Here is a 23792-nt window from a genome sequence, read left to right as displayed (position 1 = left end):
TAAAGTGATATTATGGGATTTGAAGATTTAGTTTCAAAAATGAATAAGAGGAATCAGTTCAGGAAGGTCTGTGTTGATCAGGGAGTGATTGATTCTGTAGTGTTCTATTCTAAAAAATCATATCCTAATGAATTTTTAGCAATGCTTGACGGACATGTTAAGGATAATGTTCTATATATCACTGGCTTATTGTTCTTGCCTGGTGAAAGGTCCCATACAAGCGCAAGCTTTAATGATTGGATGATTCCACCTAATCAGAAGAAATGGGGATCTGTACATTCCCATCCAGGTAACAATGCAAATCCGTCCCATGCAGATTTGATGACGTTCTCTAAGCATGGCCCATTCCATATAATCGTCTGTGAACCATACAGTTTAGAGACTATGAAAGCTTACAATGCTTATGGAGAGCCAGTTGGCTTTGAAGTTGGAAACTTTAGGGATGAGAATAAGGATTTGATGCTTGAGGACTTGAATCAAATCAAAGAGGAAATTGATGAAATGGATGGAGAAGATCTAAGCCCATCATTCTTTGATTTGGATAAGGATTTGTCCTACTTTGATGATGATAAGGAAAAGACCAATAAGTATTCACATGAATTTAGTGAAAATTATGATCCTTACAGCATTTCCGATGAGGATTTGGGAGCTATTGACTTGAATCCAACTGTGGTTGAAATAGGTGGAGAGAGAATCAATGGTCAAAGTCCTAAATTAGGGATTGTCATTGAATTCAGAGATGGAAAACCTATTTTAAAAGGAGTTTCAAATAAATTCCTCGAAGAGGATGATGAGTAACCACAAGTCAAATAAAAAAGATTTTATTTGCTATTTTTATTAATTTTTATAATTGAAAAAAGATAAATTTTTTAAAAAGAGAATAGATTAATTATTTGCTGTTTTTAAAATTTTAAAAAAAGAAAAAAGAAAAAAAGATTAGAATTCAATGAATTCTAATTAAACTATTTTTTAACAATCTGCTTAAAGAATTAAGCTAGTTGCGTCATAAACGTTTTCTAATTGTTTAATCTCTTCAACAGCTTCTTTAGTAGCAGGCTCATCCAAAGTGAGAATCATGATAGCTTCTCCACCAGAGGAGTCTCTTCCAACTTGCATGATACCGATGTTGATGTTCTGTTCACCAAACTTGGTTCCAATTGCACCAATACTTCCTGGGATGTCTTTGTATTTTGCAATGAACATGTTTCCTTCAGGTTTTACATCTACCCAGTAGCCATTGACCTTAATGATCTTAGGTTCGTGCAAGTAGGTACCGTCTGCAGACATTTGGCCTGATTTGGTTTTTGCAGTAACCTTAATCATGGTTTCGTAGCCTTCGCTGTCATCGCTTACTGCTTCAGTGATGCTGATTCCTCTTGATTTTGCAACGGTAGTTGCGTTTACAGCATTTACTGCAGTTTCAGTGATTGGGTTTAAGATACCTTGCAAGATGGTTCTTGTGAACAATTCCCTATTTGGAAGTTTAGCGATTTCACCTTTGTAGGTGATTTCCAATTTTTTGATAGGGCTGCTTGCAGATTGGGAAATGAAGCTTCCTAATTTTTCACAAAGCTCTAAGTAATTGTTGGTTTCTTCAAATTCGCTATTGTTCATACGAGGCATGTTGATTACGTTTTTAGGCATGTCTCCTTTGAATAAGGTAATTACTTCATTTGCTACGATGATAGCTGCATCCCTTTGTGCCTCTTTAGTGGATGCTGCAATATGAGGAGTACATACGATATTGTCCAATTCGAACAACTTGTTTTCTTTTGCAGGTTCCTCTTCATATACGTCAAGACCTGCTCCAAGGATTTCTCCATTTACCAATGCATCGTATAATGCATCTTCGTCAATGATTCCTCCACGTGCACAGTTGAAGATAAGTGCAGTGTCTTTCATTAGTTTGAATTGTTCAGTTGAAATTGAGTGTTCGGTTTCAGGAGTGAGTGGAACGTGGATTGTAATTACATCTGCTCTGGTCAATACATCTTCAATGTTTTCGTATAATTCAACACCCATGTTTTTAGCAACTTCAGGTGGTAAATATGGGTCGTATGCAATTGCATCCATTTCAAATGCCTTACATCTGTTTACAACTTGGGATCCGATTCTTCCCATACCGATTACACCAAGGGTCTTGTTTCTAAGTTCCATACCCATAAATGCCTTTTTCTCCCATTTTCCTGCTTTGGTTGATTTATCAGCAATAGCTATTTTACGGATAGTGCTTAAGATGAGTCCCATTGTGTGTTCCGCTACAGTGATTGAAGTGGATTCAGGTGCGTTAACTACCATAATACCTTTTTGGGTAGCTGCATTTACGTCAACGTTGTCTACACCTACACCTGCTCTTGCAATGATTTTAAGATTGTCTGCCTTTTCAATGACTTCAGCAGGCAATTTGGTTCTGCTTCTTATGAGAATTGCATCATATTCACCAATGGTTTCAAGTAACTCTTCAGGGGTAATGCTAGTATCCACCACAACTTCACAAACTTCTTTTAAGTTTTCAATACCTTTTTCATTTATTGCATCTGCGACTAATGCTTTCATTATTTCACCGTTTTTTATTCGAAATAAATTATGTAATTTTAATATATTGATTAAGATTAAAATTAATGATAATTATAAAGGTACTTCGTATATAGTAAATCTAGTTTTTGGATAATTTATTTTATAGGAATTCATACGAAGTACCTTATAATATATTATGTATTGTTTACATAATATTTAAAATATTTGTTGAATAATGAATATTTTTTAAAATAAACTTTATATACTTTATAGCCCTATATAAAACTAATTAACTTATGTTAATTTAAAATTCACTAGAAAAATAATGTGAGGTATTAAAATGGTAAGTATTGAAGAATTTCCAATTGCAAGTTCAGATCATATTCCTGGATACAAGATTGTAGAAGAAAAGGGATTCGTATACGGCTTGACCGTACGTGCACGTGGTATTGGTGGAGACATTGGTGCAGGATTAAAAGGATTGCTCGGTGGAGAAATCAAGCAATACGTTTCAATGATGGAAGAATCCAGAGATGAATCAATTAAACGTTGCATTGATCATGCTAAGGAATTAGGTGCAAATGCAATCATTACCATGAGAATGGATTCAGACAGCATTTCCCAAAACATGCAAGAAGTTTTAGCATATGGTACTGCTGTTGTAATTGAAAAAGAGGATTAATTCTCTTTTTACCTTTTTTATTTTTTATAATCCTTTAACTTTTCTCATCTTTTCTTAAGCTTTTTTCAAATCATTAACTTTATAAGTAATCACTTCAAAATATATAACTACCGAACGGTAGGTAGGTAATATGAACACTAAAGAAAAGATATTTGATGTGTCTTTAGACTTGTTTTCAAAAAAAGGTTATGATTCTGTTTCACTTAGAGAGATTGCAGAGGAAGTGGGAATTAGGAAAAGTTCAATATACAGTCACTATTCATCTAAAGAAGCGATATTGATGGATATATTTAATTACTTAAGAAACCTTTTTGAATATGATGAATTGTTGAATAATGAAGACTTGAACTTGGCTGCAGACAACGAATTTTTAATGGAAAACCCAGAACTGTTCTATCATAGGGGTTCTGAAGCCATCAAGGCAATGTTCAGCGAGGAGAGAAATCTAAAAATTTGGAAATTAATCTTTATACAGATGAATCATAATGATAAGATAAGGCTCTTTTTCCAGGATGAGATTCTTGTCAAGCCATTGATATTTTGGAAAGGATTCTTCAGTATTTTAAAGGAAAATGGTATTATTAGAGAAGATTGCAATCCTGAACTTTTAGCTAAAGAGTATTATAGTTTTCCAATTTATTTGCTTCTTGAAATATGTGCAAAATATGATGACATTCCAGAAAGTACATTAGAAAATTTCTTTGAGGAAGCGGAAGAGCATGCAAACTTCCTATTGGATTGTGTGAAGGTGAAATGATGGGTGAGGATACTTTTAATTTAGAGGAATATCTTGCTGAAGGAGCAGAGATAATTGTTAAAGATGCAATTAAAGCTACTTTCAGGAATCCTAAGGAAAGCTTGTTTTTGGCTAAATTTGCAAAGCATACAAGAAAGGCCACTGCAATTAGGGAAAGCTATGGCAAAGAGGGTAAGCATATTCCTGTTTTCTTAATTGCAAGCATTACAAGCAGTTGCAATTTGCATTGCACTGGATGCTATTCAAGAGCGAATGAGGCATGCAATGACAATGAACCTTTAAACCAATTAAGCGGTGATGAATGGGGAGATATCTTTGCCCAAGCAAAAGACCTTGGAATAAGCTTTATTGTTCTTGCTGGCGGAGAGCCAATGATAAGAGATGATGTTATCATAAAAGCAAGCAATTTTCCAGAGATTCTATTCCCAATCTTTACAAATGGGACATTATTGAATAATGATTATTTAAGATTGTTTGATGAAAACAGAAACTTGGTTCCTATCTTTTCCATTGAAGGGGACGAAGAGGTAACTGATCTAAGAAGAGGAGAAGGAGTTTACAATCAGCTATTGAATTCAATGGAATTGATGAGAAAGAACAATATTATATTCGGAGCTTCTCTTACATTTACAAAAGGCAATCTCTCCAATTTGCTTTCAAGGGAATACATCAATCAATTAAGGGATTTTGGATGCAAAGTGATATTTTTCATTGAATACGTTCCAGTAAATGAGGAAACAATAGAACTTGCTCCTGGTGATGATGAAAGGGATTTACTATTGGATGAGCTTGAACTTCTCAGAAAAGAGTATGATGATATGCTGTTCTTATCATTCCCTGGAGATGAAAAGACCTCTGGAGGCTGTTTAGCAGCAGGAAGAGGATTTTTCCATATCAATTCCCATGGTGGTGCTGAACCTTGTCCTGCTTCACCGTATTCTGATATTAATGTTAGAGATTCATCTCTTCTTGAAGCATTGGATTCAAAATTGTTCAGGTCTCTTCGTGATGGAGGCATCCTTTTGGATGACCATGAAGGAGGCTGTGTATTGTTTGAACACAAGGATGAAGTGGAAAGAATATTAAATGAATGATTTAAACTTTTTAAATTATTATCCTTTTCTTTTTTTAATCTATTTTTCCACTATTTTTTCTCTATTTTTAGCCATTTTTCGATAAATATAATAATTATTTAAATTAAATTTTTATTTAGGTTTAAAATTATTTTAGAATTATGGAATCATAGAATTATAAAAATTTTTATTCAATTTCAATTTAGGTCGTGTTTATTATTTTTAATGAAGATTTAGAATTTAAAGGAAAATCAATCCCTCGTGTAGTTTTGGGAAATGCACCGTTTCTTGCAGATGCCTATTTTGGCCATAGGACTCGTTTGTATAATTTAGACTTGCTTAGAAACCCAAACAATGTTAGCAAGATAATCGAAAAGTCATATGAATGTGGAGTAAGGTCCATCAACTTGGCAAACAAGGAAAATCTATTGAAGGCATTCAAAATAGCTTGTGACAATGGAGTTGAAATGCAATCTGTTTCCACAATAGGAAAGACAGAAATGGATTATGTTTTCCCAAATTATGAACAGGCAAAGATGGAAGCTACCTGGAAGGAAGACATTGAAAATTTGGCACAGTTTGATAACTCTGTAATGCTTGTAGATGAGTTCCTTATAGACACATATGATTGGGATTTCATAACTGAGATATTGGATGAAATCAATGGTGCAGGTGTTCCAGCAGGAATAATCACTTCTTTCCCATTCAAGACAAGTGAAGAATTGATTGATTCCCCTATCCTTGAAGATAAAAGTCTGTTTGACTTTTACATGATTCCAGTAAACAAGCTTGGATACATGATGGACATTCCAGATTTCAGGTCTGATAAGCAGGATGAACTGAAAGGAATGCTTGATAAAATTGATAAGAAGGTCATAATCAATAAGATTTTGGCAGTTGGCATTCAAAGACCAGAGGAAGCTTTCAATTTCTTGAATACTTTGGATTTTGCTGATATGGTTTCTGTTGGAATTGCAAGTGAAAGAGAGGCAGAGGAAACATTCAAAATTTTAAATGAAATTTAATATAAATTTATAAATATAACTATTGTTATAAATTATATTGTAGATTATAATAATATTGAAATTAAGATAATTATTTATTTTTATTAGTTTAAGGTGAAGAATATGGAGTTCATTAAGAAAATCCCTGCAATCAGATGGGAAAATGGAAAATATGAGCATGTTGAGGAAGAAACTGTTGAGGATGAAAACATATATTTCTATATAGACTTCCTCCAGCCACGTAAATTTTCTACATATCCTGCAGATTTGGATGATTTTGCCATTGGATACTGTTTAGGGGATGGATTGATCAAGTCTGTTGATGAGATTGTAAGCATTGAAATCGATGACAAGAAGGTCATCATCAAAACTGTCAATATGCACACTCCAGAAATCGACCTTGAAAGTGATGATCTGGTTCAGGAAAAGGAAGGCGGAGCTAAACATGCTTGTGCCTGCAGACTTTTGGAATATCAGGGAGTGATGTCTGATAGTGCAGGAGGATGGAGAACTGAACTCAAATCAATTGAACCAGTTGAATCTGACTTGGTAGTAAATGCAACTGAAATTATTGAAAACATGAAAAGGCTCACAGCTAAGGCGGAAATATGGCAAGAGACTGGTAGTGTCCATGTTGCACAATTGGTTTATGGAGACCAGTTCATTACCCGTGAGGACGTAAGCCGTCATGTAGCAGTTGATAAGGTAATCGGTGCAGCAGCTAAGGCAGGATTTGACTTATCCAAATGTTATGTATGCTATAGTGGAAGAATGCCTGCAGATATGCTAATAAAAGTCGTTAGAGTAGGTATTCCTATATTGGTTTCAAATGCGGCTCCTGCAGGATCTGGTTATGATATTGCAGAAAAGGGAAACATCACCATGGTCGGTTTTGTACGTGGTGACAGATTTAACCTTTATACCGCAACAGAAAGAATCAATTTGGATAAATGATTCTTTTTATATTTTTTTTAATCAATAATATAACTATTGTTATAATAATTTTATTTTAAATTTTTTATATTTTTTATTTAATTCAATAAAGTGATTGTATGTCAAGTGAAAATCAAAATAAGGTTTATAATCTTCTTATAAGCAAAGGGATTGATTCCTATAATGAATATGAATTCTACAAGGAAAGGATAAACAGCCAAAAGGAGTTCAAATGGAATGAATACAATACTCAAGATGATGAGTTGAATGATGAATTATTCGAAAAAATAGATGTGATTGTATTGCTTTATGGTCTTTATCATCAAAATGAGGAAATTTGTGATGAACTGATTGAGAAATCACAGGAATATGATATTCCATTGCTTTTTGTTCGTTCTTTTGGGGTGGAATATGTTGTGGAAGAAATAGTTGAAAAAGTAGATGCAGTTGTTGGCTGGAATCCACATTGCATAATAGATGCAATTCAAACCTTGGTAAAGGGTGAAGAAGAGTGGATCAAGCCATGTGACATTGAAGAGGAATCATAAATTCCTCAATTTATTCTTTTTTTAAAATATTTATTTTCTAATCTTTTCTACATAGATATTGATTAGAATTACGATAATTGCGAGTATTCCTAATCCTAAAATGATTGGATTGACAATTCCCACATAAAAGGTCAATATAATCGCCAATATCAATGCAATAATAAGAATGATCATTCCTCTATTTTTTTGAAAATCCATATTTTCACCTGTAATTTGATAATTTTAATTCAAATAAAAATTTATTAATTGTTTCTTCTTTCCCTAATCAACCTTAAGAACTCTTTTGAATTTTCAACCTCTTTCATTTCCCATGACTTGATTACTGGAATTCCATCAATGGAATCCTTAATCTTATCATCCTTAAGCACGAAGAATGGATCTGAAGATGTTACAAGGGAAAGGTCCTTTAAGCTGATTGCCATTTTCTTCAATGTTTTTGTATTCTGCTCATCCTGAACATTAAGATTTGCTATAAGTGGAGTTTGCTCTTTCTTTCTGGTAGCTATTTCAGCTTTAGCAAGTGCATCAAATGGACTTTTATTGGTTGAAACCACACCAAAACCTAATTTTGCCAAGTTTTGAGCATTTGTTCCTTGAGTTTGATTTAGGCTGCTTGTATCTGCCTTTAGCTTAATGTCTTCCTGATAAGGTTCAAAAAGGTCGATGTCAAGGGTAATCTTTGTATTCAAGATTTCTTCAAGGAGCATTGCAGTTTCAGTGTTTGCTCTCACCATTCCATTTTCATACTTGTACATTGTAGCTCTTGAAACATGTGCCAAATCAGCTAAATCCTTCAAGGATAAGTTGTACTCTTCTCTGTATTCCTTCAGAACATTTCCATTGATTTGAACGTAATATCCTCCACGGTCTGCAAGAATTTCCGGATATTCGTCATAGACAATCATGTTCTTCAAGGTTTCAAGGCCAATTGCAGGAAGCCCATGCCTTTCGTAGACAACATCCTCTTCCAAAATATGATTTTTGGATTTGACTCCTACAATGATTGGGCTAGCTAAGAAAACGTTGGAGATTTGCCTTATCTCCTCTACATGAGATTCATTTATGCTATCAATATTCACGAGGACTTTCAAAAGTAGAATAAGCAATTTCTTACGAGCCACTATATCAAAACAGCTTTGTTCATAAATGTTGGATGTTTCAAAGCCCTCTTTGTTTAGCAGTTGATAAACCTCTCGTATTAATTGATTCCTATTTGTTATTGCCATAGGATTGCCTCGTATAAATTAATTATTTTTGATCTATTTTTTGATAATCTTAAGATAGAATTTATTAATTAGTTTCAATAAATTTTAATAATATTATTATCTTTTAAGATTAATATAAAATTGACTATTTAATTTTCTAGATTTTTGATTATTAATAGTTAATCTTTAATCGCTTAACTAAACTTTAATTAATCATAGTGGAATTTCAGTGATTTATATGGATTATTTTTATATTGGAATTGATGATACAGACTCTCCAGATGGGATGTGCACAACATTTCTTGCATCAACTATCCTAAATGAATTTAGGGATAAGGGTATCGAGATTGTTGGCCATCCAAGATTGATTCGCCTAAACCCTTTTGCAAGATTCAAGACAAGAGGAAATGGGGGAGTCTCATTCAAATTGGGCATGGATCAAAACATTGCTTTGGCAAAGGAAATTGTCCTTAGGTATGTTTCAGAGCTTTCAATGTTTGATTGTGACAATACCAATCCTGGAGTTGTATTTTATCAAGGTGAAATCACTGAAGAGATGATTGATTATGCATTTAAGGCAATCTATTCAATAATCACTATTGATGAAGCTGAGGAATTTGCAAACCATATCGGTGCTGAAATCCATAAGTTCAAGAAAGGAAGGGGGATAATAGGTTCTATCGCAGCTATTTCATGCCCTCTTGAAGACTATACATATGAGCTATTGGCATATAGGCATCCATCAAGATATGGAACAAAAAGGAATATTGATTATGATTCTGTAGTTAAGATGGATAAGGAGACTTATCCGGAAACCTTTGAAAACATTGATGGTAAGTATTTGGCTATCGAACCTAAAACTCCATGCCCTGTATTGTATGGTATCAGATCTAACAGTCCTGAAGTTCTTGAGACTGCAAGGGATATTGTCATTCCAAATGAGAAAATTGTCGATTCATGCATTTTCAAGACAAACCAGCATACTGACATGCACATTCAAAATGCAAATTCTATTGATGAGCTTAAACAGTATTCCTGCTATAAGATAAAAGGAATTGTCAAGGACAAGCCTCATATAATTGAAGGTGGGCACATGTTTTTCACTTTATATGACAAAACTGGTGAGATTGAGTGCGGAGCATATGAACCAACCAAGAACTTTAGAAAAGTTGTAGCTAAATTAAGAGCTGGAGATGAAGTGGAGCTTTATGGTGGAATAGGTGAACAGAACACTTTCAACATTGAAAAGTTCCAAGTCATAAAGCTAAATGATTTTGTTTACAAAAATCCTATTTGCGAATGCGGCAAGAGAATGACTTCTGCTGGAAAAGGAAAAGGATTCAAGTGCAAAAGCTGTGGTAATAAGATTGAGTCAGATGAAAAGGTTCCTGAAAAGATAGAAAGAACTTTAATCAATGGCAAATTCTACGAAACTCCAGTTTCAGCTAGACGTCATTTATCTAAGCCTTTGATTCGTATGAATTTGGAATAATTCTTATTTTTCTATGATTTTTTTTTAAATAATTTTCATTTAATCTTTTACATTTTTTTTTAAATAATATTGCTTATTGTTATTATTTAACCAAGTTACATAATATTTGTCTTTATTTAACCTAGTTATGTTCTATTTGTCATTATTTATCACTATTAATCACTATTTGTCATTTTTGAGGAAAAAATAGATTAGTTTATAAGTAATAAACTAAAAACTTAAATCTAAGAGTGTATTTTTTATTTTTGAAAAATTTTTCATATTATAATTAGGAGTGGTTTTATCACTGATCAATCTTCACACCCTTTTAGGGAAAAAACGGATAGGGCAATTAAGAAGAGACCTCCATGGAAGGAGTATAATTTACATATTGTCGTGTTTATTTTAGTTATTATTTCAATGTTCATTGGAGTAAAGGAGATTAAAATAACAGATACTATCAGCATTTTACTATTGCCTTTAATCTATGCTTTGGTAATGGGATTAGGTCTTTATTTGGCAAAGCCTATTAAGTTTGTAGGTAGTAAGCAGTCTAAGGTAGCTGAGGGAGCTATGGTTTTATTCATCGGTGTTCTAATTGCTAAATTGGCTATTTCAAGTGGGCAATCCATCAATATTATTTTTCAGGTAGGTCCTGCTTTGATTTTACAGCTTTTAGGAGATTTAGGTACCCTTATTGCATTGCCTGTTGCATTGCTTTTAGGATTTAGAAGAGAAGTTATAGGTATGGCAAGTTCCATTTGTCGTGAACCTAACTTAGGAGTTATCATTGACAAATACGGTTTCAAATCCCCTGAGACTCGTGGAGTTTTAGCAATTTTTGTTATAGGATCAATTATCGGTACTCCTTACATCAGTTTCCTTTCAAGCATATGTGTTTCACTTATACCATTCCATCCATATGCATTTGCTATGGCGTCTGGTATAGGTAGTGCAAGTATGAATGCTGCAGCATTGGTTCCATTAGTGCATTCGTACCCAGCTATGGCTACTCAACTTGAGGCATTTGCAGGGTGCAGTAATATTCTTTCATTCTGTTTAGGAATTTACATGTGTATTTTCATTTCCTTGCCTATTGCAGAAAGATTGTATAAATGGCTGTCTCCTATTATAGGGCATGATGATGAACATACCATTGATGATGAATATGCTATTGAAGGGGTAAAGGATGATAAATATGCTGCTTCAGAGGATTTAAGTTCAGGTAAGCTTAAAAGATGGGCTACATTTCTTGTAATATTTTCATTTATCGTAGCTATTGGAAATTTCGTAGGTTATAAAACTCCAATAAGTGATGTATTCATTGGAATGCTTTTGATTTCACTTATTACAATTATAGGTATGTCTCTTGAAAGGCTTGTTCCATGGAATATCCAATCAATCATTTATATAAGCTTAATTGGTATCATAGTTGCTATTCCAGGTGTTCCAACTGCGGACTTTATAGTTCATTATGTTTCCCAAGTCGAATTGACTACAATCTGTACTGCATTCTTGGCTTATGTCGGTATTGCAATCGGTAATGATTGGGAAGAGTTCAAGAAGATCGGTTGGAAAGGAATCATTATTGCTATGATTGTAATCACTGGTACTTACCTTGGTTCTGCAAGCATTGCAAATCTAGTTTTATTCTTAACAGGGATGATTTAAAAGATTCCTTTTTTCTTTTTTTAATTTATTTTTTAATTTTTTCAAAATTTCTCTTATTTTTGTAAGTTTTTTCATAAATTTTTTAATGGACTGATTATTTTTTAAAACTTCTAATCTAAATTATCAATAATTTATCATGATTTATAATTTTTAAAAATTAAATAGATTAGTTTATAAATAATAAACATAAAATCTTTAATCATAACTTATTTTACTATGTAAAGTTTTAATGTATACATTAAATTAGGCGGGATTTTATTACTGATGGTCAACAACACCCTTTTAGGGAAAAAACGGATAGGGCAATTAAGAAGAGACCTCCATGGAAGGAGTATAACTTACACATTGTTGTATTTGTCTTGGTTATAATCTCCATGTTCATTGGAGTCAAGGAGATAAAAATAACGGATACTATCAGTGTTTTATTATTGCCTTTAATCTATGCGCTTGTTTTAGGATTGGCTCTTTATCTCGCAAAGCCTATTAAATTTGTCGGACCTAAGCAATCTAAGGTAGCTGAAGGGGCTATGGTTTTATTCATTGGTGTCTTAATCACTAAATTAGCTATTTCAAGTGGTCAGGCAATATCCAGCATTTTCCAAGTGGGCCCTGCTTTGATTTTGCAGCAAATAGGTAATTTAGGAACTCTTTTGGCATTGCCTATTGCACTGTTTTTAGGATTTAGAAGGGAAGTTATCGGTATGACAAGTTCAATTTGCCGTGAACCTAACTTAGGTGTCATTATCGATAAGTATGGTTTCAAATCCCCTGAGACTCGTGGAGTTTTAGCTGTTTTTGTTATCGGATCAATTCTCGGTACTCCATTCATCAGCTTCTTATCAAGTATCAGTGCTTCACTCATTCCTATGCATCCATATGCTTACGCTATGGCTTCAGGTGTAGGAAGTGCAAGTATGAACGCTGCGGCTCTTGCTCCATTGATGCATATGTTCCCATCAATGGCTACTCAGCTAGAGGCTTTTGCAGGATGCAGTAACCTTCTGTCATTCTGTTTCGGTATTTATATGTGCATATTCGTTTCACTTCCTCTTGCAGAAAGAATGTATGATTGGTTAGCTCCCCATATCTTAGGGCATGAAGAGATAATAAGCATTGATGATGATTATGCCATTGAAGAAGTAAAGCATGATGAGTATGCAACTACAGATGATTTGACTATCGGTAAGCTTGAGAGATGGGCTACATTCCTTGTATTGTTCTCATTCATTGTAGCGGTAGGAAATTTCATAGGATTCCATACTTCAATAATTGATGCATTCATTGGAATGCTCTTGATTTCACTCATTACAATCGTAGGTATGGCTCTTGAAAGGCTTATTCCATGGAATATTCAAGCAATCATTTATATCAGCTTAATCGGTATTTTTGTAGCAATTCCAGGTGTTCCAACAGCCGACTTCCTGGTTCATTACGTTTCCCAAATTGATTTGACTACAATATGTACAGCATTCTTGGCTTATGTCGGTATTGCAATCGGTAACGATTGGGAAGAGTTCAAGAAGATTGGTTGGAAAGGAATCGTCATTACATTAATCGTTATTTCAGGAACTTACCTTTGTTCTGCAGCTATTGCTCATATAACTTTAGTTGCTACAGGAATGGTATAATACGATATTTTTAAAAAAAGTTTTTTTTATTATTCCTGAAAAATCATTTAAAAAAAGTAAAAAGATAGAAAGATTCTATCTTAATTTTTTAATTTATTAATTTTTTAGTTTTTTAGTTAATTTCCATCTTCGTCGTCATTTCTTTTTCTAAATGCAATCAAAATCAACAAAAGCAATGCAACAATTGCAATAGGTATCAAATAATTAATATTATTTGCCAAATCATTAGAATTCATCTTATTTTCATTTTCACTAGCATTAGTCTCTTCATTTGAATCATCATCTAATTTTGAACTAATAACTTGTGATTGAACTGATTTAGTCAAATCCCTTATTTTAAATTCTTTCAAATTAAAATCTTGCTGTTTTCTAAAATCATTTGTGTCATCTATGGAATCTGATGATTCGGAATTGGAATCAGTGTCATTGGAATTTGAATCCTTGTCTGCATGTTCCTCATCATTATTTTCCAAAATTCTTAAGCTAATGGTTTGGTCATTGACAGTTGCATTAACATTATTTTCAAATTGAACAGAAATTGATTTCAAAAGATTTCCATTATCAATATTCACTTCATAGCTATTGATTTCATTTTCCTCATAAAGAATTATGTTTCCTCTAAGATTAGCCAGTTTTGAACAATTTTCTAAATCATAGAAATTATTGTTTTTATCGGTAGTTTGATTGAAGCTTATCATTAATTGGGATTTTGAATTCTGCTTCAATGGAGTGATGTTAGTAAAGTTCATTATAATCCATCTGAATTCATTTGAAATATCAATATTAATTATTTTTTCAAATTCCGGATTATTGGAACCCCACCAATTATTGTCCAATGAAACGCTGTTTGCTATGCTGTATATGCCATATCCTTTTGAATCAGTATTGTTGATTATGGAACAATGGCTAATGGAGGCATCGCTTCTTGCAATTACTGCACCACCTTCTCCACCTGCAGTATTGTTTTCCAATAGGGAACCGATAATCATCAGGTTTTGATTAGTGTCTATTGCACCTCCATTTACAGTTGCCCTATTGCCTGTAAATATTGAATTGATTATGGTTAAGTCTCCACCATTGTCAATGGCTCCCGCACCATAGGCAGAATTCTTGCTGAAATAGGAGTTTTCAATGGTCATTATTCCATTATTGTCAATTCCTCCACCATAGCTCAATGCCTTGTTTGAAAGGAATTTGGAGGATGTGATATTTGCAATCCCCCCACTTGTAAAGATTGCTCCCCCTTCATCTGAACCGGTTGTTAAATTGAAAATAGATTTGTTGACGTTTAGGTTTCCACTACTAAAAATTACTCCCGCTTTATGTGTGACGCTTTGACCTGTAAAATTGGAATTGGCTATAATTGCATTGGCAGAATTGAAAATGGCCCCTCCTTCAAATGCAGTATTCTTATTGAATGATGAATCATATATCTCCAAGTCCTTTGAATTGTAGATGACTCCACCATATCTTCCACTATTCGATTTAAAAAGGGACCCATTAATTTTCAAAAGACCTTCATTGTATATTGCTCCTCCATCATTTCCCTTTATATTTTCAAATGTAGAATCATATATATTTAAAGTTCCTTTGTTGTAAATGGCGCCTCCGTTCCCATTTCCATTAATAAAACATAATCCATAGAGGTTTAGCTGAGTGCTTTCAGCAATGTCGAATATTCTGGATTTGGAATCTGCATCGAGAATTGTGTTGATTTTGCTTTTATCTTGATATCCATAGATTGTTAAATTTTTATTGACCTTTATTGGAGTTCCATTTCCTTTATATGTTTTATTTTCCAAGTAAATTGAATCTCCTGCATTGGAATTATCAATCAATTTTTGTATGGATTCAAAACCATCATCATTATCCTCATTTAGATTATCCTCTTCCAGCATGATGCAATTTTCATTACTTCCTATTGGATCATCATTTTCATTTAAAGCCATATCCTCTGTTGCATAGACTGTATTTAAAAGTAATATCGATAATATGCTAAGGATGAAAATTAATCTCAATTTCCCATATCCTATCATTTCACCTCCAAATATTATCAATTTCACGTTATTAAATAGTTTTCTTAACGTTATATTTTCATATGTCCAATTTATTATTTATATTATTTTATTCCAAGTCCACAAGTGATAATTATCAATAGTGATAATTATACAAACTTATTATATAGAAATTATAAAGATAAGATTATGATTATTAATCAATTGTCTGAATATTTGATTCATTTAAGATATGATGATATTCCTAAAGAAGCTATTGAAAAGGCTAAATTATGTTTCATTGACTATTTGGCAGTCTATCTAAGAGGTTTAGAGAGTGATAATGCCAAAATAGCTTTAAAAACCGTTTATGAATTATACGGTGAAGATTTCAATTCATTAAATAAAGGTTTTATCAATGGAATTGCTTCTCATAGCTTAGATTTGGATGATGGTCATAGATGGGCACAATTGCATCCGGGGTCCGTTGTCTTTTCAACAGCTTTGGCAATGATATCAGATAAGAATTTAGATATGGATATCACTTCAGAAGAGTTCCTTGAAGCGATTATTGGAGGGTATGAAATAGCTATTGCTCTGGGAATGCTCGTTAATCCTAATCATAGAAATCAAGGATTCCACAGCACTGGAACAATAGGAACATTTGCTGCTGGAGCAGTCGCATCAAAGCTTTTAAGATTGGATAAGGAGAAAACAGAACATTGTTTTGGCTTATGTGCAACCCAGTCATCCGGACTTCTTGAAGCGGATCATGCAGGAACAATGGGGAAATCTCTGCATGTTGGAAATGCAGTTTACAATGGAATATTATCTGCATATCTCGCTAAAAATGGATTTACTGGTGGTGAATCATTAATTGATGGAAAAGAAGGATTCATTAAGGCAATGGCTTCAGATTTATATGAAAAGCATTGTGATGAGAATGGCAATTTAGATGGCTCCAAATTATCCCAGTTCATTGATATAAACTTAAACAAATTCCATATCAACAACGTCTATTTGAAGAAATATCCATTCTGCAGGCATATTCATTCAGCTATTGATTCTACTTTAGTTTTAAAGAATGAATGGAATGATTTGAAAAATTTGGATGATTTGAAAATTGATTATTCAGACATCTCTTCAATTGATATAGAAACATACAGGATTGCAAGTGAGCATGACAATTACAATCCTAAAAATGCACAGGACTTAAAGCAATCATTGCCTTATGCAGTAGCCATTGCATTGGTTTTAGATGATTTAAGCTTGGATTCTATTGATGAATTGATTGACAAGGGTCTTTTTGATGAAAAATCATCTGATAAGGACATTTCAATGATAAAAGAAATTGTAAGCAAGATCAATATTGATAACAATGAAGAATTGAATCAAATGACTCCAGAAAAAAGACCATCTAAAGTAACAATAAAGTTCAGTGATGATTCATATGAAATCTTGGAGGAAACCACTTATTATCCATTAGGAGAAGTGGAAAATCCTTTAAAAGAAGGGGATGTTTTAGAGAAATTCAAACTTTTAAATCCTAAGTTTAATAGGAATAAGTTACAAATAATTAAACATATGGAAAATTATTCAATTCAAGAAGTTTTTGAAGAATTGGATTTATTAGATTAAAGTTTATTGATTTAAAAATGGTATTAATTAAAGATTATCAAATAATTAATTATAAAAAGTGATTTTTATGATGGATGAAACTAAAAAATCATTGGAAAAGTTAGGAATCAATGAAATACATGATGATTATGTATCCAAAAAGAGATTTGAAGATGGGGGTCAATACAGATTTGAAGTTCCTGGAATACAAGGTCCTTCTGCACTTGAATCTCTTTTAGAAGCTTCCAATGATTATGACTTAACAATTCATAGAGCCACTCAAACCAAAGGAATCATGTTCCTATTGGATGATGAAATAACTGATATGGTGAATTTGGCAAGTGATGCAAATATGCAATTGTTTTTAGCAGTTGGTCCAAGGGCTCCCTATGATACAAGTGCAACTGTTCAAACTGAAGAGGGAAAACGCATAGGATATAGGTTAAGAGGTTACAATAACCTTGTTTATGCCATTGAAGATGTTAAAAGAGCAGTTGATTTGGGAGTTAGAGGCATATTATTATACGATGAAGGTTTGCTTTATGCTCTTTCTAAAATGAGAGATGCAGGAGAACTTCCTAAAGACCTATTATTCAAGTTGTCTGCTCATGCAGGATGTTCCAACCCTGCTTCAGCAAAGCTCTTTGAATCAATCGGATTGAACTCACTTAATCCAGTAAGAGACCTTCAGATTCCAATGTTGGCATCATTGCGTGATGCAATAGATATTCCAATTGACATCCATACTGAAAATCCAAAGTCCACTGGAGGATTCATACGCCATTATGAAGTCCCTGAAATGATTAAGGTGGCAAGTCCCGTCTATTTGAAGACTGGAGGATCCGTTGCAAAGCATCACAGTTGGGATACAACTGAAAAGGAAGCTCGTCAAAGAGCAAAACAGGTTGCTTTAATTAGGGATTTGATTGAAAGACATTATCCTGAGGCTATAATGAGTAAATTATAATGAAAATAAATGAAATAAATTAAAATAATTGTTTTTATTCATTTTTTCAAATAAATTATTGTTGATATTATGGATTTGATTGAAAAGGTTCAAGATGCAGTTGTAAATGCAGGCAGTTCATATAGTCAAGACAGGCTATCTGCTTATGAAAAGGCTCTAAAGTTGGAAAAGGAGCTAAACAATGAAAATGCAGTTTGGGCCTTGGAACAGATGATTGAAAACTTTAAGGTAGCTGATGAAAAGAAGCTTCCATTATGTGATGATACTGGAATTCCACATGTCTTGATTGAAATAGGTCAGGAAAGGGAAATTCCTAAAGGATTTTTCAATGAAATCAATACTGGCATTGCACGAGGACTTGATAAGCTTCCAGGAAGACCAATGGCTGTTAAAGGAAATGATATTGAACGCATTGAGCAATCACAAGGTTTATACAATGAATCCAATATGATGAAGCCCGCTTCCTTTTTAATAGAAGAGAAAGACGAATCCACTTATGGAAGATTGATTGGAGTGGATGATGATAAGATAAGAATCACAATTCTATTGGAAGGAGGAGGTCCTGAAATAAGGGCAAAGACATATAGGGTTTTCCATAAAAGAGACTCAAATATAGTGTTTGGTGAGGCTTTGGATTGGCTAAAGGAATCATTGGCTATGTTAGGCTGCACTCCATCAATTCCGACTATCGGAGTTGGAAGAACCCATTTTGAAGCTAATGCATTGATGATAAGAGCAATGGCTCATGGTAATTTAAGCAATCAATCCAATATTGAAAAATACATTGCAGAAGAGTTGAATAAGACAAATATCGGTCCTTTAGGTCTTGGTGGTAAAACAACTGTACTTGGCTCTTTTGTAAATATTGGTTCTCAAAGGGCAAGTGGAGTGAGAATTGTAGCAGTAAGGCCTGCATGTTTTGTAGAGCCAAGAGTTTCAAGTTTTGAGTTTTAATTATCAAATTTTTTAAAATAAAATATAAATGAAAGATGAAAAAAATTATTATTAATGATTATTTAGATTATTTATGATTATTTAAGGAGAATATTATGAACGATAATCCAAAACCTGGCAAAAATGGTTTTAAATTTCCTGAACACAGCATAAAAACTAAGATTACTGATGTAAAGCCTAATGAATTGGTTACTAGAGGTTATAATCAGGAAGATTTAATAACAAATCTTAGCTTTGCTGAGATGGTATTTCTATTGCTTAGGGAAAGGTTACCTGATGAAAGGGAATCCAAGATCTTTAACCATATTCTTGTTTCATTTTGCGATCATGGTGTAACTCCCCCTAGCACACAGTCTGCAAGATTGATAGCATCATCAGGTGCAAACATCAATAATGCTGTTGCAGGAGGATTGCTGTCCTTTGGTAAAAACCATGCTGGAGCTATTGAAAAGGCTATGGAATTATTCCACGAATCAATCAGTTCATTGAACCTTGAGGAAACTGCAGATGAGGATGTAAACAGGAAAATAGCAGCTAAGGCTATTGAAATTGTTGATAAGTATCAATCCGAATCCAAAAGAGTTCCTGGTTATGGCCATAGATATCATGATAAGGATCCTCGTGCAGTGAAATTGCTTGATTTGGCCATTATGGAATCATCCATTGGACCACATACAAAATTGGCACTTGTAATCGAGAGCATACTTTCTGATAGGAAAGGAATTTGCTTGAATGTGGATGGAGTCAATGCTGGATTGCTTTCTGATTTGGGATTTGACAGCTCTTTAGGTTTAGGAATTTTCATGATTGGAAGACTTCCTGGACTCGTAGCTCATGCATATGAAGAGATGGAAGAGGAAGAGAAATTCAGACGCTTCTGTGATTTGGAAGACATCGTTTATGAAGGCTTTAAAAATAGAGACATTAATGAAGAATAATTATCATATTTATCATAATTATCATATTTATCATAATTATCCTAATTACTAATTGTAATAATTATCCTATTATATGGAGAAATAAACATGGAATTTTTTGATGTAATTGAACAAAGATACAGTATGAGAGGCTTTGAAGATAAAGAAGTCGAGCAAGAAAAATTAGACATGATATTAAAAGCTGCTCAACTTGCTCCAACAGGAGTTAACTTCCAGCCTTTTAAGGTAATTGTAATTGACACTAAAAAGTATAAGGAAGAATTGAAAGGAATCTACAGTCCTGATTGGTTTACACAAGCACCAATTGTCCTTTGTGTAGTTGCCTCTAAGGAAAAGGCTTGGACTAGAAAGTATGATGATAAGAACATTGCAGACATTGATGCAACCATTGTTATGACCCATATGATTCTTGCAGCTGAAGACGTTGGCTTAAACACTTGTTTCATAGCAGCATTCAAACCTGATAAGGCAAGGGAATTCTTGGCTTTAGACGATGAATGGGAACCTGTACTGTTCACTCCTTTAGGTTATGGAAATGCAGAGCCAAGAGACACTCCTAGAAAAGCTATTGAAGAATTGGTCATTTACAAATAATTATATTAATGAAACGATTAAGATGATATTATGAGAATTACAAAAAAATCAATTATTTTACTTGCTTTTTCAGTAATCCTAATGGTTTTAGGATTATGGAATTATGTTAGTGCACACCCAGTGACTTATGATATAATTGCTTCAAGCGTTGTGCTTATTGTAGTTGGATGGACACTTGCAATGTCTGTATTTGAACCTAGCTGGACTAAGGCAGCTATTCTCATTGATGGGTTAATTTTCATTTTAGTAGGTATTACCTTCCTATTAATGCCATATAATCTTATTTTCATTTTATTTGGTATTATATTGCTTGCAATAGCTATTGCAGCATACCTTGGAAAATTGCCTGTGTCCTTTTTAAGATTATTCCATAAATAATCTTAAATTTTTTCCATTTTTTTTAAATTTTTTTATTCATTTTTTTATTTTTTTTATTAATTTTTTCTTCTTTTATTTCATTTTTTATTTCTATTTTTTTCAATTTTCAACAAATAATTTTTTAAAAACTTATTCATTTTTCACATAGTCTATTTTTTTTTAAATTTTCAGCTGTTTTTTCTTTCATGAAATTTCAAGATTTTTTCATGAAATTGATTTTTTAGAATTTTAAAAATCTTTATTTTAATACTTTATTTTTGATTTTTATTAATTCTGAGCTTTTCAAATCCTGATTATTTTTTTCTTGACTCATTTCATTTTTTCATTAATTTAGGTTAGAATTTTAAGCTTAAAATTCAAATTATGATTTCATTATAATTTTACTATTATATTATATTATTAAAATATTTTAATAAAATATATATATTAACAAAAATAAAAATATGATTACCATGGTGATTTATTATGGCAGGGATATCAGAAGCTATTACCCAAATAAAAAAAGCTGAAAGCGATGCTGATTCCTTAGTAGAACAATCAACAGTCGATGCGAAAGCAATGATTGATGAGGCTACTGTTAAAGCTAATGAAATGATTGAACTTGCTAAGAATGAAGCTAGCGAAGAAGCTCAATCTACTGTTTTTAATGCAGAAGAAAATGCAAAGAAAGAAGCTGAATCTATTACTTCTCAAGCAGAAAAAGATGTTGAAAGCATCAAAAATGACGCAAGAAAAAATATAGACGAAGCTGCTTCAATTATTGTTAAAAATATTTTATAGTGTGAGATAATGTTTAGAACTGCGAGAATGCGTAAGCTTAATGTTATAACTTTGGACAAATACGCTAGTCCTACGGTCAGTGCACTTCACGACGAGGGTATTGTTCAAATAAATGATATTTCTGAACGTATTCAGCAAGATCCTAAGCTAGCAGAACTTTTGAAACCTTCAAAAGTTACACCCCACACCGGTAAGCTATCTTCACTTCTCATGAAGACAAGCGGTATTTCCGATTTGCTTGGAGATGCCTTGTCTGAGAATAGAGGCATGAAGGATTTGATAATGTCCTTTATCAATCCGGACCTTCCAGTTCCAAAAGAAGTCGAGGATGTTGATACTGAAAGCTTGATAGCTTATGCAGAATCAACATTAAGCCAGGTCGAAGGTGAAACAAAAGGTATTGAAAATAAGTTAGCCGCACTAGACAGTGAAGAGAGTAAACTTGAATCCAATAAGGAGTTGGCTAAAAAGCTAAAACCTTTAGATATGGACTTAGGTCTATTAAGCGATTCCAAGTACACTTCTACCATTGTTGGTAGGATCACTGCTGAGTCAGCTCAGAAATTCAAAGATGAATACAGTAAGATTACAGATGATCTCTTCTATGAATTAGTTCCAGACGAAGAAAAAGAAAGTTTTATCATGGTTGTCGTCGTTGCTAATGAGTATAAGGATGATATCTATACCTTACTTAGGAAAAATGAATTCGAGAAGTTTGAAACTGAAGGTTTAGAAGGAAGACCTGATAGTCTTATTTCCTCTTCTGAATCCAGACTCCAAGCTATCGAAAGTGAAAGATCCCAAGCTAAAGCTGAATTGAAAGTTGTAGCGGAAAAATGGGATGATGAAGTTCTTGCTTTAAAAGAACAATTAGAAAATGAGAAAGATAAGAATGAGGTTTTCGCTGGTTTTGCTGAAACTGACAAGACTTATGTCTTTGAGGCATGGGTACCTGAAAAAGATGTGGAAAAAGCTCAAGCTATTATTGAGACCGCAACTGAAGGCCATGCAATCATGGAAGTTGAGGAAGTTCCAGACAATGCAGAAGACGTTCCTGTATTGCAGCAAAACAATGCATATGCAAAACCTTATGAATTGTTAGTTGAAATGTATTCCCCATTGAAATACAATGAAATTGACCCTACTTTATTTGTAGCTCTTACATATCCTTTCTTCTTCGGTTTCTGTTTAACCGATGCAGGTTATGGTCTTTTAGTTGCAATTATAGGATTCATTTTATACAGAGGAATGGGTAAAATCAATAGAACCATGCATGATGGTGGTTTAATCATCATCGCAAGTGGTGTATGGGCTATTATTTTAGGTCTGGTTACCAACGGTTTACTTGGGGACCTATGGACTAGAATATTAGGTTGGGGCCCTGCTCTCCCTACAGTTATTGATTCCATTAATGCGTTCAAATATCCAGCAACTATCTTAGTTATTGCTATTGTAATTGGTATTATCTACACCAACCTTGGTTTCATCTTAGGTGCAATTGACAATTTAAGATACGGCGAGAAAAAAGAGGCAATCGGTTCTCAAATCGTATGGTTTGTATTTGAACTTGGTATCATTTTATTGGTTTTAGGATTCTTGTTCCCAGCAATTGGAATGATCGGTATGGCATTAGGTGCAGTATTAATTGTTGCTGCTCTCGGTATGCTTATCTGGGGTAACGGTGCTTACGGACTTATGGATGTATTTGGATTCATGGGAGATGTCCTTTCATATGCTCGTCTTTTAGCTCTTTGTTTAGCTACTGGTGGTATTGCAATGACTGTAAACATCTTGACCAATATGGTAAATGACATGATTCCAGTTGTAGGTATTGTTTTAGCTATTATCATCTTTATTGGTGGACATATTGCTAACTTCCTTTTCCAAGTATTAGGTGCTGGTGTTAACGCTTTGCGTCTTAACTATGTAGAGTTCTTCTCTCAATTCTATATGGGTGGAAAACATTCATTCGAAGCTTTTAAAGCTAAAAGACAATTTACTAAAATCAAAAAATAGACAAAATTTAAATTTATAGTTTTATAATTCAACGCTTAAAGATGAAATTATTGGAAATGTGATTT

At 33.4% G+C, this 23792-nt stretch carries 22 protein-coding genes; 18 read left to right on the top strand and 4 right to left on the bottom strand.

Annotated features, from left to right (window positions below):
- Positions 1-12 precede the first annotated feature (12 nt).
- A complete protein-coding gene (locus tag ACJMLB_RS02150) occupies positions 13-798 on the top strand; it encodes a Mov34/MPN/PAD-1 family protein (protein ID WP_405323240.1) in 786 nt (261 codons plus the stop codon).
- Between the two features lie 183 nt (positions 799-981).
- Here ACJMLB_RS02150 and serA read toward each other — a convergent pair whose 3' ends face one another.
- Positions 982-2556, bottom strand: coding sequence for a phosphoglycerate dehydrogenase (gene serA, locus ACJMLB_RS02145; protein ID WP_296869297.1), 1575 nt, complete (start codon positions 2554-2556; stop codon positions 982-984).
- 301 nt (positions 2557-2857) lie between these two features.
- Here serA and ACJMLB_RS02140 point away from each other — a divergent pair, with 301 nt between their 5' ends.
- From ACJMLB_RS02140 to ACJMLB_RS02115, 6 genes are all read left to right on the top strand, one after another.
- The gene (locus ACJMLB_RS02140) at positions 2858-3199 is read left to right on the top strand and encodes a heavy metal-binding domain-containing protein (protein ID WP_296855409.1); all 342 of its coding nucleotides are present in this window, start codon (positions 2858-2860) and stop codon (positions 3197-3199) included.
- A 130-nt stretch (positions 3200-3329) separates the two neighbouring features.
- Entirely contained in the window at positions 3330-3956 is a 627-nt protein-coding gene (locus ACJMLB_RS02135) for a TetR/AcrR family transcriptional regulator (RefSeq protein ID WP_296869298.1), read from the top strand.
- The gene (locus tag ACJMLB_RS02130) at positions 3956-5050 is read left to right on the top strand and encodes a radical SAM/SPASM domain-containing protein (protein WP_296869300.1); all 1095 of its coding nucleotides are present in this window, start codon (positions 3956-3958) and stop codon (positions 5048-5050) included. The genes ACJMLB_RS02135 and ACJMLB_RS02130 overlap by 1 nt, the downstream gene beginning before the upstream one ends.
- 188 nt (positions 5051-5238) lie before the next feature.
- On the top strand, positions 5239-6054 hold the full coding sequence (locus ACJMLB_RS02125) for a hypothetical protein (RefSeq protein ID WP_405323235.1): 816 nt from the start codon (positions 5239-5241) through the stop codon (positions 6052-6054).
- A gap of 102 nt (positions 6055-6156) precedes the next feature.
- Positions 6157-6987: a formate dehydrogenase accessory sulfurtransferase FdhD gene (gene fdhD / locus ACJMLB_RS02120; protein ID WP_405323233.1), complete on the top strand. Its 831-nt coding sequence runs from the start codon at positions 6157-6159 to the stop codon at positions 6985-6987.
- Positions 6988-7085: 98 nt separating this feature from the next.
- Positions 7086-7514: a nuclease gene (locus tag ACJMLB_RS02115; RefSeq protein ID WP_405323231.1), complete on the top strand. Its 429-nt coding sequence runs from the start codon at positions 7086-7088 to the stop codon at positions 7512-7514.
- A 30-nt stretch (positions 7515-7544) separates the two neighbouring features.
- Here ACJMLB_RS02115 and ACJMLB_RS02110 read toward each other — a convergent pair whose 3' ends face one another.
- Complete coding sequence (locus ACJMLB_RS02110; protein WP_296855421.1) at positions 7545-7712, bottom strand: hypothetical protein; 168 nt, start codon at positions 7710-7712, stop codon at positions 7545-7547.
- 44 nt (positions 7713-7756) lie between these two features.
- Positions 7757-8734 (bottom strand): transcriptional regulator, encoded by a 978-nt coding sequence (locus tag ACJMLB_RS02105; RefSeq protein ID WP_296855613.1) that lies wholly within the window; start codon positions 8732-8734, stop codon positions 7757-7759.
- A gap of 214 nt (positions 8735-8948) precedes the next feature.
- Between ACJMLB_RS02105 and ACJMLB_RS02100 the strand changes: the two genes are divergently transcribed.
- The 3 genes from ACJMLB_RS02100 (at position 8949) to ACJMLB_RS02090 (ending at position 13489) form a co-directional block, all read left to right on the top strand.
- Positions 8949-10211, top strand: a complete 1263-nt coding sequence (locus ACJMLB_RS02100) for a DUF1743 domain-containing protein (protein WP_405323229.1) — start codon at positions 8949-8951, stop codon at positions 10209-10211.
- Positions 10212-10586: 375 nt separating this feature from the next.
- Entirely contained in the window at positions 10587-11861 is a 1275-nt protein-coding gene (locus tag ACJMLB_RS02095) for a DUF3100 domain-containing protein (RefSeq protein WP_405323227.1), read from the top strand.
- Positions 11862-12220: 359 nt separating this feature from the next.
- Positions 12221-13489 carry a DUF3100 domain-containing protein gene (locus tag ACJMLB_RS02090; protein ID WP_405323225.1) on the top strand — a complete coding sequence of 423 codons (1269 nt, stop codon included), beginning with the start codon at positions 12221-12223 and terminating at the stop codon, positions 13487-13489.
- A 116-nt stretch (positions 13490-13605) separates the two neighbouring features.
- On the opposite strand, the gene ACJMLB_RS02085 is transcribed toward ACJMLB_RS02090, so the two are convergent.
- Positions 13606-15525: a hypothetical protein gene (locus ACJMLB_RS02085; RefSeq protein WP_405323223.1), complete on the bottom strand. Its 1920-nt coding sequence runs from the start codon at positions 15523-15525 to the stop codon at positions 13606-13608.
- Between the two features lie 168 nt (positions 15526-15693).
- On the opposite strand from ACJMLB_RS02085, the gene ACJMLB_RS02080 reads away from it, so the two are divergent.
- The 8 genes from ACJMLB_RS02080 to ACJMLB_RS02045 all read left to right on the top strand — a co-directional run bounded on the left by ACJMLB_RS02080 (position 15694) and on the right by ACJMLB_RS02045 (position 23727).
- Entirely contained in the window at positions 15694-17121 is a 1428-nt protein-coding gene (locus ACJMLB_RS02080) for an MmgE/PrpD family protein (RefSeq protein WP_405323221.1), read from the top strand.
- A gap of 70 nt (positions 17122-17191) precedes the next feature.
- Positions 17192-18067 carry a peptidase gene (locus ACJMLB_RS02075; protein WP_405323355.1) on the top strand — a complete coding sequence of 292 codons (876 nt, stop codon included), beginning with the start codon at positions 17192-17194 and terminating at the stop codon, positions 18065-18067.
- Between the two features lie 69 nt (positions 18068-18136).
- Positions 18137-19021, top strand: a complete 885-nt coding sequence (locus ACJMLB_RS02070; RefSeq protein ID WP_405323219.1) for a fumarate hydratase — start codon at positions 18137-18139, stop codon at positions 19019-19021.
- A 95-nt stretch (positions 19022-19116) separates the two neighbouring features.
- The gene (locus ACJMLB_RS02065; RefSeq protein ID WP_405323217.1) at positions 19117-19959 is read left to right on the top strand and encodes a citryl-CoA lyase; all 843 of its coding nucleotides are present in this window, start codon (positions 19117-19119) and stop codon (positions 19957-19959) included.
- 87 nt (positions 19960-20046) lie between these two features.
- Positions 20047-20553, top strand: a complete 507-nt coding sequence (locus ACJMLB_RS02060) for a nitroreductase family protein (protein WP_405323215.1) — start codon at positions 20047-20049, stop codon at positions 20551-20553.
- Positions 20554-20583: 30 nt separating this feature from the next.
- Positions 20584-20931 carry a hypothetical protein gene (locus ACJMLB_RS02055; protein ID WP_405323213.1) on the top strand — a complete coding sequence of 116 codons (348 nt, stop codon included), beginning with the start codon at positions 20584-20586 and terminating at the stop codon, positions 20929-20931.
- A gap of 465 nt (positions 20932-21396) precedes the next feature.
- Positions 21397-21711 (top strand): ATP synthase archaeal subunit H, encoded by a 315-nt coding sequence (gene ahaH, locus ACJMLB_RS02050; protein ID WP_292786818.1) that lies wholly within the window; start codon positions 21397-21399, stop codon positions 21709-21711.
- 9 nt (positions 21712-21720) lie between these two features.
- Positions 21721-23727 (top strand): V-type ATP synthase subunit I, encoded by a 2007-nt coding sequence (locus ACJMLB_RS02045; RefSeq protein ID WP_405323210.1) that lies wholly within the window; start codon positions 21721-21723, stop codon positions 23725-23727.
- Positions 23728-23792 lie beyond the last annotated feature (65 nt).

This window comes from Methanobrevibacter sp. (assembly GCF_045114555.1).
Lineage (GTDB): Archaea > Methanobacteriota > Methanobacteria > Methanobacteriales > Methanobacteriaceae > Methanobrevibacter.
This window is presented reverse-complemented; position numbering and strand designations above follow the sequence as displayed.

Excerpts from the sequence above, each read along its gene's own strand:
- ACJMLB_RS02150 (WP_405323240.1), top strand. The coding sequence starts at position 13 with ATGGGATTTGAAGATTTAGTTTCAAAAATGAATAAGAGGAATCAGTTC.
- ACJMLB_RS02055 (WP_405323213.1), top strand. The coding sequence starts at position 20,584 with ATGAGAATTACAAAAAAATCAATTATTTTACTTGCTTTTTCAGTAATC.
- ACJMLB_RS02065 (WP_405323217.1), top strand. The coding sequence starts at position 19,117 with ATGAACGATAATCCAAAACCTGGCAAAAATGGTTTTAAATTTCCTGAA.
- ACJMLB_RS02080 (WP_405323221.1), top strand. The coding sequence starts at position 15,694 with ATGATTATTAATCAATTGTCTGAATATTTGATTCATTTAAGATATGAT.
- ACJMLB_RS02070 (WP_405323219.1), top strand. The coding sequence starts at position 18,137 with ATGGATTTGATTGAAAAGGTTCAAGATGCAGTTGTAAATGCAGGCAGT.
- serA (WP_296869297.1), bottom strand. The coding sequence starts at position 2,556 with ATGAAAGCATTAGTCGCAGATGCAATAAATGAAAAAGGTATTGAAAAC.
- fdhD (WP_405323233.1), top strand. The coding sequence starts at position 6,157 with ATGGAGTTCATTAAGAAAATCCCTGCAATCAGATGGGAAAATGGAAAA.
- ACJMLB_RS02135 (WP_296869298.1), top strand. The coding sequence starts at position 3,330 with ATGAACACTAAAGAAAAGATATTTGATGTGTCTTTAGACTTGTTTTCA.
- ahaH (WP_292786818.1), top strand. The coding sequence starts at position 21,397 with ATGGCAGGGATATCAGAAGCTATTACCCAAATAAAAAAAGCTGAAAGC.
- ACJMLB_RS02140 (WP_296855409.1), top strand. The coding sequence starts at position 2,858 with ATGGTAAGTATTGAAGAATTTCCAATTGCAAGTTCAGATCATATTCCT.
- ACJMLB_RS02130 (WP_296869300.1), top strand. The coding sequence starts at position 3,956 with ATGGGTGAGGATACTTTTAATTTAGAGGAATATCTTGCTGAAGGAGCA.
- ACJMLB_RS02110 (WP_296855421.1), bottom strand. The coding sequence starts at position 7,712 with ATGGATTTTCAAAAAAATAGAGGAATGATCATTCTTATTATTGCATTG.
- ACJMLB_RS02075 (WP_405323355.1), top strand. The coding sequence starts at position 17,192 with ATGGATGAAACTAAAAAATCATTGGAAAAGTTAGGAATCAATGAAATA.
- ACJMLB_RS02060 (WP_405323215.1), top strand. The coding sequence starts at position 20,047 with ATGGAATTTTTTGATGTAATTGAACAAAGATACAGTATGAGAGGCTTT.
- ACJMLB_RS02085 (WP_405323223.1), bottom strand. The coding sequence starts at position 15,525 with ATGATAGGATATGGGAAATTGAGATTAATTTTCATCCTTAGCATATTA.
- ACJMLB_RS02045 (WP_405323210.1), top strand. The coding sequence starts at position 21,721 with ATGTTTAGAACTGCGAGAATGCGTAAGCTTAATGTTATAACTTTGGAC.
- ACJMLB_RS02115 (WP_405323231.1), top strand. The coding sequence starts at position 7,086 with ATGTCAAGTGAAAATCAAAATAAGGTTTATAATCTTCTTATAAGCAAA.